Source organism: Radiobacillus deserti, assembly GCF_007301515.1.
Classification (GTDB): domain Bacteria; phylum Bacillota; class Bacilli; order Bacillales; family Amphibacillaceae; genus Radiobacillus; species Radiobacillus deserti.
Genome location: NZ_CP041666.1, coordinates 3574063 through 3590665 on the forward strand (window position 1 = coordinate 3574063; position 16603 = coordinate 3590665).

At 39.1% G+C, this 16603-nt stretch carries 10 protein-coding genes and 1 pseudogene; all 11 read right to left on the minus strand.

What is annotated here, in order from left to right:
- Positions 1-3132, minus strand: coding sequence for an alpha-mannosidase (locus FN924_RS18575; protein ID WP_143897027.1), 3132 nt, complete (start codon positions 3130-3132; stop codon positions 1-3).
- Between the two features lie 12 nt (positions 3133-3144).
- Positions 3145-4323 carry an ROK family transcriptional regulator gene (locus FN924_RS18580; RefSeq protein ID WP_143897028.1) on the minus strand — a complete coding sequence of 393 codons (1179 nt, stop codon included), beginning with the start codon at positions 4321-4323 and terminating at the stop codon, positions 3145-3147.
- 359 nt (positions 4324-4682) lie between these two features.
- Positions 4683-5906, minus strand: coding sequence for a S1C family serine protease (locus FN924_RS18585; RefSeq protein WP_143897029.1), 1224 nt, complete (start codon positions 5904-5906; stop codon positions 4683-4685).
- A gap of 85 nt (positions 5907-5991) precedes the next feature.
- A complete protein-coding gene (locus FN924_RS18590) occupies positions 5992-6789 on the minus strand; it encodes an MBL fold metallo-hydrolase (protein WP_143897030.1) in 798 nt (265 codons plus the stop codon).
- On the minus strand, positions 6786-7742 hold the full coding sequence (locus FN924_RS18595) for a two-component system regulatory protein YycI (RefSeq protein WP_143897031.1): 957 nt from the start codon (positions 7740-7742) through the stop codon (positions 6786-6788). Before FN924_RS18595 ends, FN924_RS18590 begins: the two co-directional genes overlap by 4 nt.
- Positions 7723-9081 carry a YycH family regulatory protein gene (locus FN924_RS18600; protein WP_143897032.1) on the minus strand — a complete coding sequence of 453 codons (1359 nt, stop codon included), beginning with the start codon at positions 9079-9081 and terminating at the stop codon, positions 7723-7725. Before FN924_RS18600 ends, FN924_RS18595 begins: the two co-directional genes overlap by 20 nt.
- Complete coding sequence (walK, locus tag FN924_RS18605) at positions 9078-10898, minus strand: cell wall metabolism sensor histidine kinase WalK (RefSeq protein ID WP_143897033.1); 1821 nt, start codon at positions 10896-10898, stop codon at positions 9078-9080. Before walK ends, FN924_RS18600 begins: the two co-directional genes overlap by 4 nt.
- 6 nt (positions 10899-10904) lie before the next feature.
- Complete coding sequence (gene yycF / locus FN924_RS18610; RefSeq protein WP_143897034.1) at positions 10905-11606, minus strand: response regulator YycF; 702 nt, start codon at positions 11604-11606, stop codon at positions 10905-10907.
- Positions 11607-11752: 146 nt separating this feature from the next.
- Complete coding sequence (locus FN924_RS18615; RefSeq protein ID WP_228409516.1) at positions 11753-13246, minus strand: M23 family metallopeptidase; 1494 nt, start codon at positions 13244-13246, stop codon at positions 11753-11755.
- 402 nt (positions 13247-13648) lie between these two features.
- Positions 13649-14939 (minus strand): annotated as a pseudogene (locus tag FN924_RS18620) (adenylosuccinate synthase).
- Between the two features lie 228 nt (positions 14940-15167).
- Positions 15168-16541: a replicative DNA helicase gene (dnaB, locus tag FN924_RS18625; protein WP_143897035.1), complete on the minus strand. Its 1374-nt coding sequence runs from the start codon at positions 16539-16541 to the stop codon at positions 15168-15170.
- Positions 16542-16603: the final 62 nt, after the last annotated feature.

Sequence of the window (16603 nt, forward strand, 5' to 3'; positions counted from 1 at the left end):
TTATTTCGTTAAATCAATTAAAAATGTTTTAATTTCATATGGCTTGATGAAAAAACGAATGGATTCCGTTGCTTGTTTTTCGCCGACTTCTTTTTCCATCAAATCACTTTCTTGCCACTGGTTAATGGCAAAGTTACTGCGAAGTTCCACTTCTCCACGTTCTCCCGTGAATTCATGCAGTCTCACAACCAATTGATTGCTGTCTTCTGCTTTTTTTACTGCATCTATCAGGACATGGTCCTTCGACAGCTCGAAAAGTGAAGCTGGACTATCAAGCAATTGGCCCTCTAACGGTTGCAATGGCTGGTTTAAATCCCATGCTTCTTGAACTGTTTGCCCATCTATCCAATCCCCTTGGTGTGGCAATAAAGAATACGTGAACGTATGTTTTCCTTGGTCTTGCGTACGATCTGGGAATTGTGCTGATTTAAGTAACGTTAACCGCATAACATAATCTTTAATGTCATAGCCATACTTACTATCATTTAGTAAGCTAACCCCATAGCCTTTCTCCGATAAGTCTGCCCACTGATGTGCTGCGGTTTCAAACTTGGCAAAGTCCCAGCTCGTATTCCAATGCGTTGGACGTTTTACATTTCCAAACTGAATATCGTAGGTCGCCTCGGTGGAACGAACATCCACTGGGAAAGCGACTTTTAATAATTGATTCGTCTCCTGCCAGTCTACACATGTTTGAAAGTCAATCCGTCTGGAATCTGCATATACAATCATGTCTTGGGTTATGATCGATTGAAGATAGGTCCATTCAAATCGAATGATAGCTCGTAACCCATTCTCTTCGATAATCTCCACGGAATTTAGCTGGTTGACCGTTCGTTGCTTTTCTTGATAAAACACGTCAATATCCCATGCATCCCAAAACATTGGTTTATCCTCAAATACTTGGAGCTGATTAGCGGTTTCCTTTTCTTTTAAAACACTTCGTTTCGCTTTTACATCCCATAACTTCGATAGTTGACCTTGCTCATTCCACTCTATGTCATAAAATGGTGTACGAATACTGGATGAGCCTATATGGAATGGAGAGCTAGTCGATGGTGTTTCTTCCGATTCCTTATAACGAATCGTTGTTACGCCAACGGAAGGAACATCTTCTAGGGAAACCATCCATCCGTCTTTTGTTTTTGCTGCTTGTAGGACATCACCTGATGCATCAACCCAGACTCCTGATCCTTTTTGTTCAGGCAACATAACTAGCCCTTTTCGCTTCCAAGAGGCATCATTTAGTATCGTATAAACGCTTTCCTTGTTTATAAATTCGTGCTGAATGGTTTCTATCGCTTCGTTGGCTAACGATTCCGCTTCCGATAATTCCTCGCGACTATCTTCATACACTTCTTGGATAGAGGAACCTGGAATGATATCGTGGAACTGATTACGCAATAGTATTTTCCAAGCATTAAAAAGATTCTCCGTTGGGTAATGAGACCAATTTTGCTTCACTAAGCTTGTTAGAGAACCTAGTAGCTCCACTTTTCGGAAGGCTAACTCCAGCTTCCGATTCATTTTTTTGTTATAGGCTTGGCTCGTATAGGTTCCCCGGTGATATTCTAAGTAAAGCTCTCCATCCCACGTATGGACGTAGTGATCCGTTGATTTTATTTGCTCATGTAATTGATCAAAGAATGCCCCCGCTTTTCCTGTTTTTACATGTGGCAATCCCGGCATCTGATCCAACCGTCTTCGCATTTCTAGCATTTCGCGGTTAACACCACCGCCGCCATCTCCATATCCGTAAGAGATGAGTAGCTCGTTGGTTAAGTCCTTGTCTCGATACACATCCCAAATTCCTTGTACAGTCTCCGCTAATAGCTCTCCGTTATACGTATATTGCCAGCCTTTGTTTCCGGGAATCGGTGTTGTAATGAAGTGAGTCAAAATTTCTGTCCCATCCATTCCTCTCCATTTAAACGTATCATGAGGCATACGATTGTATTGGTTCCAACTAATTTTAGTCGTCATAAACGTTTCTATTCCGGACTTTTTCAAAATTTGTGGTAATGCCCAGCTATACCCAAATACATCTGGTAACCATAAATACTTGCTGTCCACAATGAATTCTTGCTTTAAGAATCTAGTCCCGTGCAGGAGTTGACGGACAAATGACTCGCCTGCAGGGATATTACAATCTGGTTCCAGCCACATGGCCCCTTCCGCTTCCCACCGTCCTTCCTGGATACGTGCTTTGATTTTTTCATAAAGCTCTGGATAGTCTTGTTTGATATATTCATAGAGCTGTGGCTGGGACTGTAGAAAGATATACTCCGGATACATCTCCATCAACCGTAGAACGGTAGAAAAAGAACGAGCTGCTTTTTCTCTTGTATGCTTAAGTCTCCACAGCCATGCTACATCTATATGGGTATGACCAATGGTCCGAATTACAATAGGATGCTGTTTCCCGATTTGTTCTAAAGCGTCTGATAGGAAAGTACGTGCTTCCTCTACAGATTGATAGAACCTATCCGAGCCTGGATATGACCAATCGATAAATTGATAGGTTTTATTGACTGCTTGTAATAGCTGCTTATGCTCAGGACTATGCTCACTTAATACGGTCAATGTTTGAAGAACAGCCTTACTCGTAAAATAAAGATCATCGGTTGCTTCGTGTAAGATTGCTAGCTGTGCTTGTTGGATTTTGTGATCGTGCTCATAGGGAGCCCTTCCTCTTCCTTCTAGACCCTCTAAGCCAGACCAAAGTCGAAACGTAAGATCAACGTTGGTTCCAATATGCTCTTCTTTAAAGAAAACTTCTTCATGATTCGTATCTACCCCTTGAAATGGTTCTCCATTTACATAAAGAAGGGACTCAAAACCAGAGTTGTGTCCACCACCTGTTCGTCCAAAATTAAACAGACCAACAACCTTTTTCCCTTTCCAATTTGCAGGAATGATTACTTGTTTTCTCAACCAAATATACGTGTCTCTTCCTGTCCAGAAATCGCCCACTCGAATCGTATTCCAGTTGCCTCCCTGTGGTGGCTTTGCTCCTACTCTTCCGTCTACATCTTCTTGAAAGTCCAACACTTCAAGATTTTGTATCTGTTCATAACGGTAGGTTGCTAATTCCTTTACTCTTGCCTCCAATTTCTTTTCCGTCCAAAACATCATTTTTCCCCCTTATTTAGGTTGGCGTATAAATTGTTCTGGATGTTCAAAAACATGCTGTAGGATAACGGCTGCAGCTCCTATTAGAGGAGCATGGTCCTGAAACACCGAAACAGATATATCCGGTACTCCATTTTCTCGAGTAAAACATCTTTCTGATATTATATTTTTCACACTTTCTGCCATGGGCGGATATCCATTAATTAAGGCACCACCCAATATCACTTCTGCGGGGTTTAACATGTTTACTGCGTTCGTAATACCAGTTGCGAGATAGGACGTTACCGTTTCCAGTTCCTTTTGTAACACTTCATTACCGTTCCTCGCTTCTTGCATAATTGCATCCATTAACATGGAGGGTCTGTTTCGCTCTAATGCGATACCAGAAGCATAAAGCTCTAAACAACCTATGTTTCCACATCGACAAATCGGACCGTGTATATCTACGGTTGCATGTCCTAGTTCACCTGCACCATTTAAGAAACCTCGGTAAATGGAACCATTAAATAGGATGCCGCCTCCAGTTCCTCTATCCGCAAACACATACAGCATGTTCGGTTTACGATTTGCAAACCAATACTCTCCTAATGCTGCTGCATCGGCGTCCTTTTCTAAACGCGCTTCAACTCCATAACGTGTTTTAAGTAAATCACGAATCTCTACTCCATCTAAGCCGGTTAAATTAGGGGGAGACAACAGCACACCTTTTTCGGCATGCAAAGGACCAGGACTGGCAATCCCTATTCCAATCACCTCTTGCTTATTAGGCAGAGTTTTTTCAAAAACAGAATCAACCAATTCATAAATCGTACCCAAGTCGACTTGAAAGGTTCCATCTTCTTTCCGTACATGATGCTCTGATTCTGCATACACGACTTCACCTGAAACATTAATTAAAGCAGCTGTCGTGCTTGCTACGGCAATATCCACAGAAATAACATGATATCGCTCGTCAGCTAATTGATATAAAATCGGTTTTCTTCCTCCACTCGATTGTCCATAACCTGCTTCCACAATCCACTCTGATTCCATTAGTTCCTGAACAATATTAGAGACCGTTGCGAATGTAAGCTTCGTAATGGGAACGAGCTCAGCCTTGGAAATAGGCTTATAGCGATGGATAGCATGGAGAACCGTGGAACGATTTAAACGTTTCATACTATCAGAATTGCCTCCAACGGGTTGACGCATCTTTTGTCCCTCCTAACTTCTTAAAACGATTTGAATAAGTTAAGTGTATCGTTATCATCTCCTTAATTCAATCCTTATGGGAGAATTACTTAATTTTCACACAGTTATACACAGTATTGTACACAAATCAGTGGAAAACCTAGTTATTATTCACATGTAAACAAGTTATGCACAGAGTTATCCACATAATCACATTTTTTGTTCTTTATTTAGTGGAGGAGCATATGTTCGACACCATATGTGGTCAGTTATCCTCATATTCATCCACAGACTGTGAATAAAATTGTCACTTATACACATATTTTTGCTACAAAAAAGGACTTGTGGAGATAGTTTCTCCACAAGTCCTCTGTTATCCTTTAATAATCTTGAGAACCTAACGTAACGGTTGTTTCTTGTTTCTCTCCATCACGATAGAAGGTAACATTCATTTGTTGACCAGGTTTTTTTTCTTGATACAGATGCTTTCTTAAATCAATAATGTCTTCAATTGGTTCCCCATCCAGATGAGTTATAACATCTAATTCTTCCAGACCCGCCTGATCTGCTGGTGACATTGGCTCAATACTTCTTAAATAGATACCACCTTTTACCGTGTCGGGTAAACGAAGATCCTGTTTCCACTCAATCTGTGCAAGTTCGTTTAAGGAATAGGCTTCCACACCTAAATAAGCTCTCGTTACTTTACCTTCTGTTTCCAGCTGCCGAATAATCGGTAGCGCATCATCAATCGGAATGGCAAAGCCAATTCCTTCTACAGACGACTGGGCAATCTTCATCGAATTAATTCCAATTAACTTTCCTTGTAAATTGATTAGAGCTCCTCCACTATTACCCGGGTTGATAGCTGCATCGGTTTGGATAACTTCTGCTTGCCAGTCGGCACGACCATCCATGTCAAAATCCTGTGGTATCGCACGTTTCTTTCCGCTAATAATACCTTCGGTTACAGATCCAGCAAACATAAGGCCTAATGGATTTCCGATTGCGATAGCAGGCTCTCCTACTTTAACACTTTCGGATTCTCCCAATTCAATAACATTTTCTATCTCGGAGCCATCCATTTCTAGTACGGCCAAATCTGTAAATAGGTCGCTACCTCTTATCTGTGCCTGTATATGCGTATTATCCGATAACACGACTTCTACTTCATCTGCCCCTTCGATAACGTGGTGATTTGTTACTACATAAGCTTTTCCATCTTCCTTTTTATAAATTACACCAGAGCCTGTACCAGCTTCTGTTGCGTCTCCACCTTCCATCCAAAAGCCTTCTTGTGATTGATAATTGACAACCCCTACCACAGCTGGTGTCACATCTCCCACAACATGAGTGATTTGAGAGGAAACATCTACATTCACTTGCTGCAACGGTCCTGATGGAGTGGAGCCTCCATCTCCTTGCATAATTTCATTTCCATTATCCGTTTTCGTATATGGTAATAAATTGGATTCTATCAATGCTGGCAAAGCAAGCACTACAATTAATGCACCTACAATCGCTCCGATAAACGTAGATAAAATCCAAGCACCTCGAACTCCTCTGGAGCGTCTAGGTCTGTAATGATCATCATAATACCCCATAAGACCAATCCTTTCTGTCTGGACTTCATTAGACAGTAATCCGTTCTAAGGACAACGGTTCTAGTATTACCGGATGGGATTACTCTTAAACTACCTCATAGAGATTCGTAGGTGTTGTTGGGTCGGTATCACATAAGTCTACACCATTTCCAATTTGGAAACCTCTCTCTGTTAAAATGTTGGAAACTGACATTCTCGCTAGATCCTTCATGTTGTTATCTTTACTAAGGTGTGCCAAATAAATACGCTTTGTTTTGTTCCCAATAATATCGCTTAAAGCAAGTCCACAATCATCGTTGGAAACGTGACCAGAATCCCCTAGAATTCTTCGTTTTACATTCCACGGATATCTACCCATTCTTAACATGGATACGTCATGATTAGCTTCAAAGATGAGCGCATCTGCATCCTCCACCGTTTTCTTAATATGCTCCGATACATAGCCTAAATCTGTCACGAGTGCTACTTTTTTTCCATTATGATGAAAGGTAAAAAACATCGGCTCTGCAGCATCATGAGATACACCAAAGGATTCTACATCCATATCACTAAACGTTTGAACTTGGTTCGTCTCAAAAATAAATTTTTGATCGAGACTTATCTTTCCAATATGCCCCTCCATCGCCTGCCACGTTTTTTCATTAGCATAAATGGGAAGATTGTATCTCCGTGCCATAATTCCAAGTCCTTTAATATGGTCACTATGCTCATGAGTAACAAGAAGCTTGGTAAGACTATTTGGATCGATATGGACTTCCCCAAGCAAACGCTCCATTTCTTTCCCGCTTAAACCAGCATCTACAAGAATTTTTTCTTTTTCTGTTGCCACGTAGAATGCATTTCCCGTACTTCCAGATGCAAGTACACTAAATGTTAACGTCATTCTTCTCCACTCCAATTTGCTGTATCTAATACTTGTAGAAGTTTTTGTTTTGCTGTATTCAATACTTTGTTTTCTTCCTCTGTATCTGTTTGTTGTTTCGTAATACTAGCTACTACACTATTTAACGACTCTTTAATGAAGTTGTTCTCATCCTTCGTTAATATTAAACCACCTTCAATTGCGTTGACAAAATAATTGTTAGATTCTTTAAAATGAATCTTCCAGGTTGGCGCAAAAACTTGGACACCGTCTTCTAATGGTGCCAAGGTTAAATAACCAAGTGATGGTTTTTCATTCACCTCTAAAATATTGGACCCACTTACTGGTAAATTTTCAGCATTAAAATACACTTGACTTACTGCTTGATAAGGTGTCATAATTTCTTTTTTCTGATCCGCTTGGTCTTCAAGCTCAAGTTCAGACAACATAGTCTGCATATAGGAAGTTGCTTCGTTGTTATCATTAAGAAAAATGAGTAAAAGCCCTCCTTTATTATAAAAGATTGGCTTATCATCCTTAACCTGAAACAGTACTAATGTGTTTGTTGCCTCATTTTTTCCCCAAATGGTGTATTGATCTCCAAATGGAACAAATCCACTAATAATCTGTTTCATTTCTTCCTTTGTAGCTTTTTCTTTAATCGGAACAGGTTTTTCTAATTCCGAAATTAATGTGTTCGTTCCCACAATGGTATATTCCTGCTCCGTTAGAGCATCTAATGCATCCTGTTTAGTAGTGAAATCTACCTGTTTCGTTGTGATAATTGCTTCCTTTCTCACTTCTTTATCTAGCTTATCTAGTCCCTCTACATTTGCCTTCAACACCTCTTCATCGCTTATGGTTTGATACGTGTTTAATTCTTCTTCTTGGCTTGTAAAGTATTGCCTTACAAGAAAAATATCTAAGATAAGGAAGCAGAGAATGAAAAGCGTCTTAATTTGGCCCCATTGCATTCCCTTTCCCTCCTTCCTTCGTATCCTTGAAGGTAATCTCTCGCCATCCTAAGTTATCTCGAATAAACCAGCCTGGTGTTAGCTTAAACACATCTTGATCACCCGTTTGTTCAATTTGATAACCGATGGAGATATTTTGAATGTTGCTACCAAACTGATCTCGATTATTATTAATATAATGTATTACTTGTTCTCCAGATTTTAACCATATAGAACTAGGACCACCTAGCGAATCCTTTAATTCAATAAGGGGACGGTTATATTGATAGACACCTGGTCCTTCTCCAGATCCTCGCATAATTAATTCTATCGTTGCTAGATTTTTACTTCTGTCAAAGACTGGATATTCTCTATAAAAAAGTCGGTACACCACTCGATTCGGATATGTCTCTAGAGTATCCATAATATATTCGTCCTGTTTCGTTGTAGTCCAGCCTTTATGCTTATTAATGTATTGAACACTTTGGTTAATGAGCTCAATGGAATCCATCTTAATTCTTTCCGATTTTTTTGCATCTGTAAATCGCATGTAATATTCAAAACGACGTAGCATGCCATAGTAATCCGTATAAACCTGTTCGGATGGCAATCCACTTGGATTACTATCATGGACTACAGAAGGATCACTAAACGTAGCATTAATAAGGTATGGATCTGGATTTATCTTAGATACCGTGTAGGTGCTACGCGTCATCTCTACACTCTTCATCGGAAGATAAATAGGTGGGAATCCTTCATTATCCTGATAAGCCACGTATTCAATAAGGTCTTTTTCTTCTCTAAATTCTTCGAGACGATTTCGAACACCGGGTACGTTTTGCACATTGGCTTTAACCTTAATGCCTGTTTTCGTATTTAAAAATTGAACAACGACGTTTCCTTGATTGTTATTTGGGAGAATGTAGATTCGATTGAATTCTCCGTTGAATGCTTCAATATTCTCTCCTTCATCTACCACAAATAAATCCTTTATGACCTGAAATGGGATTAACACCGGAAAAATGACTTCGACTTGATTCTCTTGTTCCGGAATATCTGAATCCGTTAGACTCTCAAATTCAAATAGAGACCAATCATGCATGTATTCATAAAATTTATCTTCATCTTCTTTATTTTTAAGCCCATAATGATCATTATTTACTTCCATAATAATATCACTTGGCTCAAGGAGGCTTTTCTTTGTCTCTTCAATCCCCCCTGTATCTGTTTCAATAAAACGGTTATCATCCATGACGTCGCCACTATTCGGCTTTTGATTCCAAATCCCAAACGTAAGAACCAAACTCAGTATGATCAAGCCTGCTAATAAAATAGATTTAATGCTCTCTAAGTTCATCATCGATTCCTCCGCTTCTTCTGCATCAGCGGAAGGACAAAGAGAATTGTAGTCCCTTTCCCTTCTTTACTTTCAGCCCAAATATGACCGTTATGTGCTTCAACTAGTTCTTTTGCAATGGCAAGACCTAATCCCGTTCCTCCTAAATTTCGTGAGCGCGCCTTATCTGCACGATAAAATCGTTCAAATATTTTATCTACCTTTTCTTTCGCAATGCCAACTCCCTGATCCGCAATACTTATAACGACTCTTCTGCGTTCCTTGACAATCTTGAATGTAATTTTTCCACCCTCTGGTGAGTATTTAATCGCATTGGATATAATGTTATCGATAACCTGGGTCATTTTATCTTTGTCTAACCACACTAACACATGGTCACGTGGAAATTGTCTCTCAAACAAAATATCCTCTGATTTATTCATTTCAAAGCGATCTATAATGTGATGGAAATATTGAACAAAATCCACTTTTTCCTTATATAAGGTATGTCCTTTGTTATCCATCTTCGATAGTTGCAATAAGTCATTAACAAGCCGAATCATCCGCTCTGTTTCCGTTTGCGTAACATTTAAAAATTTAGGTGCAATCTCTTGATCTTCCCATGCCCCATCCGTTAAAGCTTCTAGATAACTTCGCATCGTTGTTAGTGGTGTACGTAACTCATGCGATACGTTGGAAACGAATTCCCGTCGTTCTTTTTCTACTTTTTCTTGCTCTGTTACATCACTAATCACTGTAATAAAACCGGAAACGTGTTCATCCTCATCTTGAACAGCTGAGAAATTTGCACGCAATAAGAAAAACTGCTCATCATCACTAAGATCCAAAATTCGTGAACCGGTTATTTCCGTATCCAGAACATCTGAAATTTCTTCTTCCATATTAAGCACATCTGTTAAAAGTCTTCCTTTCACATCATCAAAACTAGTGCCTAATAAGTCTTCGGCAGATTCATTCATTAAGGTAATGTGACCGGAAGTGTCTGTAGCAATAACACCGTCAGACATGTTTGATAAAACAGAGCTTAGCTTTCTTCGTTCTCCTTCGGTCGTTACATGAGCTTGCCGCAGCCGATCACTCATATCATTAAATGTTGTCCCTAATTGACCAATTTCATCATTTCCATAAACGTTTACCTTTTGAGAGAAATCCCCTGTTGCTAAAATACTAGCTTGTTTTCGCATTTCTGTAATAGGTCTCGTAATCGTTCGAGCAACCAAAATCCCCAAAACTGCAGAAATAATGACAGCGATGACGGTGCCTCGAAGAAAAATTTCATTGACACGTTGAAGCTGATCATAAATACTTTCCATACTTGCCACAATATAAATCGCCCCGATAGCTTCATCGCCATTCTTGATCGGCACCGTTCGAACTTGTATCCGATCTAAACTTCCTTGCTCTCGCATTTCAGTTGTAGATGGGGTACCAAATATAATCGATTGCGTGATTCGTTCCTCCGTAATTCTTTTTCCGATTAATTCTTGATCATCCTTTGTTCCAATAACTCGATACTGGTTATCGATGACCTTTAAATCCGAAAACAATTCACTATCGTAGGTTTCAATAATACTGGCCACTTCTTGCTTTAATGTTGGTCCTTCTCCGCCTTCTGTTCGCTCTTTAGTAAAGGCTTGCTCCAGATATTCTGTTAACCCTTTAATTCGCTGAGTCATTGTATCTTCAAAGTTACTTTTTAAGCTCTCTTCAAGTCCCCTCACAAAATATGCGCCAATGACCTGAATAGCTAAAAGTAACAACAAAATAAGCACGATGATTAACTTCAGCTGTATCGATTGGAAGAAACCTACTTTTTTCATGAAACATTACTCCTGATCTGGATTTCGCAAATAATATCCTACACCTCTTCGTGTTACGATCCACATTGGGTTACTTGGGTTTTCCTCAATTTTTTCTCGAAGACGACGTACCGTAACATCGACCGTACGAACATCGCCATAGTAATCATAGCCCCATACCGTTTCAAGTAAATGCTCACGAGTCATCACTTGTCCAATGTGTCTTGCTAAATAATGAAGCAGTTCAAATTCACGATGCGTCAACTCCACTTGTTGACCATCTCTCGTCACGGTGTAAGCATCTGGATGGATGACTAAACTACTAATTTTAATATCCTTCGTTTTTTGTGTGTCCTCCGGAATCTGTTGCTGTCTACGTAAGTTTGCTTTTACACGTGCAATTACCTCTCGGTTGCTAAAAGGCTTCGTCACGTAATCGTCGGCACCAAGCTCCAAGCCTAATACTTTATCGATTTCTGAATCCTTTGCTGTAATCATAATAATCGGCATGTTATGAGTTTTGCGAACCTCCCGACACACTTCATTACCATCCTTATTTGGAAGCATAATATCTAACAGAAGTAAATCTGGATTTTCAGACTGGGTTAATTCAATTGCTTCATCCCCATCATATGCACAGATTACTTCATAACCTTCTTTTTCTAAGTTGAATTTCAATATATCTGCAATTGGTTTTTCATCATCAACAACCAAAATCTTTTGAGCCATAGTCTCACTCCTATTCCTACTTAAACTCTCTCTTATTTTAACGTAATTTCATGAAAAAGTCTTTCGACAGTCGATATTGGCAAGTCATCCCATATATATAGAAAACCCCTGTCATTCCATGACAAGGGTTTAATTATCAAATTGAATTAGAATTGACCGGATGGATCTATTAGGGAACCATTTTTATACAGCTCAAAATGTAAGTGTACACCAGTAGAATTCCCAGTAGTACCCATAACACCAATTTTACTACCTTGTGTTATGGTTTGACCAGCACTTACACTAATGGAAGAAAGGTGTGCATATACCGTACGGTAGCCGTTATTATGGTCAATGATGATCTTATTTCCATAACCACCATCGTCCCATCCAGCAGATACAACCGTCCCATTATCTGCAGCGAGAATATTACGGTTGCTTACTCCAGAAATATCAATTCCTTTATGGAAAGAGCCCCATCTATGGCCTAATCCACTTGTGATAAATCCACCAACAGCAGGCCATTGCAAGTCTCCTGTTCCTCTAGAAGGTACTACCTTTGTTCCTTTTATAACGATTTCTTTTACAGGTTCTTTGGTCACTTTTTCGTTTAAAGCTTTTTTAGAAGAGATATTCCCGTTTACTTTTTGAATGGCGTAATGAACCTGTTTAGACCCTTCCTGGCCTTTTTGTTTCACTTTTGTCTGTCCTTTATATAAATCATCAGATTCAATGACTTCTTTTTTATACGGAATGGTTTCGTCTACTAGCTTTTCTTCTTGAACGACAACATCGATAAATGGTTCATAATCCGTAACATTGATTTCTTGTCCAATCTGTAAAAGAGTCTCTTCAGTAATTTCTGGGTTTAATTCTAGTAATTTTTCTGTATCTAAGTTATACTTGGCTGCAATTTCTCCTAGTACTTCACCTTTTTGCACTTTATGAACCTTTTCCTTTAACGTACCTTTTTGTAAAAGCTTTAGGCCCTGCTCCACCGATAGAAGATCCTTTTCTTCTGCTTTTTCCTTGGTAATCGTAACCTCTTCCGATAGATTTACATCTGTAATAATAGATTCGCCAACAGAAAGTTCCTTCTTCGGTCTTAAGACAACCTCTTTTAAACCAGGCACTACTACTTTTTCACTAAGTTTGCTAGTTTCCTCAAGTTTTTCTAATACTTCAGGCTTAACATATTTCTCCTTTAATTCATTTAGTGCTAGTTTTGCTGCTTCTTCACTCTCAAAATAACCGACTACGTTCTCCCCAACTTTTAACACATAAGCATTTACTTTAATGGTAAGCTCATCCTCAAGAGCATTTAATACTTCACTGTTCTCTGATGGTTCATTAAATACTTTTTCAGGAATATAGGAAATCGTTTCTCCAACAGTATATGAATAGTCTTTTTTGCCTTTTTTCTTTTCTTCTACTAGATTGTTTACAAAGGACTCAATGACTTCTTTACTATCCACAGTACCAAAATGTTCTCCGTTCACGTAAACATGATAGACAGTAGACAAGTCACTGTTTTCTTCTCCATAGATAACTTGGAAGGTTAAGCTTAAACCAATGCAAGTTGTGATGGCTGTTTTCTTCCATAGACTATAGTTGCTTTTATTTTCTGAATCTAGCATTTGTTTTGTTCTCGTATTCCACATGGAAAAATCCTCCTATAAAACCCTGACTAGTGCATATTTTAAAACCTGCTGTACGTCTCTTTTGCTCCTTACCTAATCTATCATAGGAGATAGGAAGAAAGAAATAGATATGAAGCTATTGTAAAGGAACTGTATAATAGCTTCCAAATTTATACAAATTATAATTGTAAAATAGGAAAAAAGGTGAAAAATGTAACTTTTTGGTAGGGTTTTTAAAGTGGAATTTTTCAATTATGTTACAAAAATTTCCTTGTGTTAGGTGGAAATACCCACCTTTTCTGTTCAATCTTTTGAGTAAATGAAATGAGGGTGTGACAAAAGTTTTATACATATAACAAAATCCGAACCTTTATTCAGGATTCTTTCAAAAGAGTCGAATAAAGGTTCGGAATTAGGTTCCACTTATTTGGCATAAACACTTCTTACAACATTCGTTTGTGATCGATCTGGACCAACTGAAAAAAATGGACAAAGGGATCCCCGTCAGTTGGGATATACGCTCCAAGTAATGTCTTGCGTTTTCAGGTAAATTGTCTAAGCTTTTCACACCCGTAATATCTTCCGTCCAACCAGGTAATTCTTCATAGACTGGCTTACATTGCGCTAAGGTTTTTAGGCTTGCTGGGAATTCTTCTATTACTTTCCCTTCATACTCATACGCCGTACAAATTTTGAGTGTCTTGATTCCGGTCAATACATCCAAAGAATTTAAGGAAAGATCCGTGATTCCACTTACACGGCGAGCATGTCTTACAACTACGCTGTCAAACCAACCAACACGACGTGGTCTCCCTGTCGTTGTACCATATTCTCGTCCAACTTCGCGGATTTGATCTCCAATTTCATTGTTCAGCTCTGTAGGGAATGGTCCATCTCCTACTCTTGTCGTATATGCTTTGGAAACCCCAACAACGTGTTCAATTTTGGACGGGCCAACACCGGATCCAATCGTCACTCCTCCTGCAATTGGGTTAGAGGATGTAACAAATGGATATGTACCTTGGTCTATATCAAGCATAACACCTTGGGCACCCTCAAATAATACTCTTCGTCCAGCATCTAATGCATCGTTTAAGACAACAGACGTATCACATACGTATTTTGCAACTTGCTGTCCATATTCGTAGTATTCATCTAAGATACTTTCTACGGAGATTGGTTCTTTATCATAGAGCTTTTCAAATACGCGATTTTTTTCCTTTAAATTTTGCTCAAGCTTTTCTTTAAAGGCTTCTTTATCTAATAAATCGGCTACTCGAATTCCTACGCGGGCAGCTTTATCCATATAGGCAGGGCCAATCCCTTTCTTCGTTGTTCCGATTTTGTTGATTCCTTTTTCTTCCTCTTGTAAAACATCTAGTGCAAGGTGATAAGGCAATATCACATGTGCACGATTAGAAATTCTAAGGTTATCTGTGTTAACTCCTTTATTATGTAAATAAGCTAACTCTTCTACTAATGCTTTAGGGTCTATTACCATTCCATTTCCAAGCACGCAGATTTTATCTTTGAAAAAGATACCAGATGGAATTAAGTGTAGCTTGTACGTGATACCGTCGAATTTAATCGTATGACCGGCATTATTACCACCTTGGTAACGCGCAACTACCTCTGCATTTTGTGATAGAAAGTCGGTTATCTTTCCTTTTCCTTCGTCGCCCCACTGTGTTCCTACTACAACTACTGAAGACATGTAGGCACCCCCGCCTTATATTCTAATATTTGCATTTTACTCACAACACGCTAAGTTTAACAATGTAAAAATGGATTGTCAATCGAAATTCACGAACATTATTAAACGATATGGTTGTTTTTGTTCGTGTACCATTCGACAGGTGACAGGCACGACCCGAGTTTGCTCGAATTTTGTCTAAGAAAAGAGACACTATTCAAAGAATAGTGTCTCTTTTCTTATTTTATATTATGCACCTGCACCTACTGGTGGGATGTCGCTTTCTTGATAGCGGTGATCTAGATCTACGAATTTGTTGTATTCTTTCACGAATGCTAATTCTACCGTTCCTACTGGACCGTTACGTTGCTTCGCTAAGATTATCTCAATAATGTTTTGTTTTTCAGATTCCTTATCATAATAGTCATCACGATATAAGAAACCAACAATATCGGCATCTTGCTCAATACTTCCTGATTCACGTAAGTCAGACATCATGGGACGCTTGTCCTGTCGTTGCTCTACGCCACGAGACAGCTGTGATAAAGCTATCAAAGGAACATTTAATTCTCTTGCTAATGCTTTTAAGGATCTAGAAATCTCAGAAACTTCTTGTTGTCTATTCTCTTTAGAATTTACACTACCTTGAATCAATTGTAAGTAGTCTATTAAGATCATTCCTAGTCCACTTTCTTGTTTAAGACGACGACATTTCGAGCGGATTTCACTCACACGAATACCAGGCGTATCATCAATATAAATACCAGCATTGGACAAGCTCCCCATCGCCATGGTTAACTTGCTCCAGTCCTCTGCTTCCAAACTACCTGTACGGAGGCGTTGTGCATCGATGTTTCCTTCTGCACATAGCATACGAGATACGAGCTGTTCTGCCCCCATCTCCAAGCTAAAAATAGCTACATTTTCTTGGGCATGAATCGCAACGTTTTGGGCAATATTCAAGGCAAATGCTGTCTTACCTACGGAAGGACGTGCTGCAATAATAATTAAATCATTACGCTGAAAGCCAGATGTGATTTTGTCTAAATCTCGATACCCAGTCGGTACACCCGTAACCGATGCATTATGATGATGTAGTTTTTCAATATCATCATATACCTCAATTAGTACATCTTTAATATTTTTAAAAGCACCTGAGTTTTTGCGATTGGATACTTCCAAGATCGTCTTTTCCGCTTCGTTTACAACATCATCGACTTCTTCTTCTTTTTCAAAGCTATTGGTTACAATATCAGTAGCAGTCCGAATTAATCTACGAAGTAACGCCTTTTCATCTACAATTCTACTATAATACTCAATATTAGCTGCAGTAGGTACAGAGTTTGCTAAATCACTAAGATAAGAGACTCCTCCTACTTCATCCAACAGCTTTGCATTTGCTAATGCTGTTGTCACCGTAACAATATCTATTGGTTCCCCTTTATCCGATAAACTCACCATTACACTAAAAATGCGTTGGTGACTAGCTCGATAAAAATCATCTGGCGTTAGAATCTCGGATGCTCTAGAAAGGGCTTCTGGTTCAAGAAATATCGCACCGAGCACCGCTTGTTCTGCTTCTATATTATGGGGTGGGGTACGATCATTCCATAATTCACTCATCGTGCGCTTCCTCCTTCACTCTATGAAAACGAAACGAGGCTAACCTTAACCAGGTGGAGCCC

Coding starts and splice junctions, on each gene's coding strand:
- dnaB (WP_143897035.1), bottom strand. CDS start 16,541: ATGAGTGAATTATGGAATGATCGTACCCCACCCCATAATATAGAAGCA.
- FN924_RS18585 (WP_143897029.1), bottom strand. CDS start 5,906: ATGGGGTATTATGATGATCATTACAGACCTAGACGCTCCAGAGGAGTT.
- FN924_RS18600 (WP_143897032.1), bottom strand. CDS start 9,081: ATGATGAACTTAGAGAGCATTAAATCTATTTTATTAGCAGGCTTGATC.
- yycF (WP_143897034.1), bottom strand. CDS start 11,606: ATGGCTCAAAAGATTTTGGTTGTTGATGATGAAAAACCAATTGCAGAT.
- FN924_RS18590 (WP_143897030.1), bottom strand. CDS start 6,789: ATGACGTTAACATTTAGTGTACTTGCATCTGGAAGTACGGGAAATGCA.
- FN924_RS18595 (WP_143897031.1), bottom strand. CDS start 7,742: ATGCAATGGGGCCAAATTAAGACGCTTTTCATTCTCTGCTTCCTTATC.
- FN924_RS18580 (WP_143897028.1), bottom strand. CDS start 4,323: ATGCGTCAACCCGTTGGAGGCAATTCTGATAGTATGAAACGTTTAAAT.
- FN924_RS18575 (WP_143897027.1), bottom strand. CDS start 3,132: ATGTTTTGGACGGAAAAGAAATTGGAGGCAAGAGTAAAGGAATTAGCA.
- walK (WP_143897033.1), bottom strand. CDS start 10,898: ATGAAAAAAGTAGGTTTCTTCCAATCGATACAGCTGAAGTTAATCATC.
- FN924_RS18615 (WP_228409516.1), bottom strand. CDS start 13,246: ATGTGGAATACGAGAACAAAACAAATGCTAGATTCAGAAAATAAAAGC.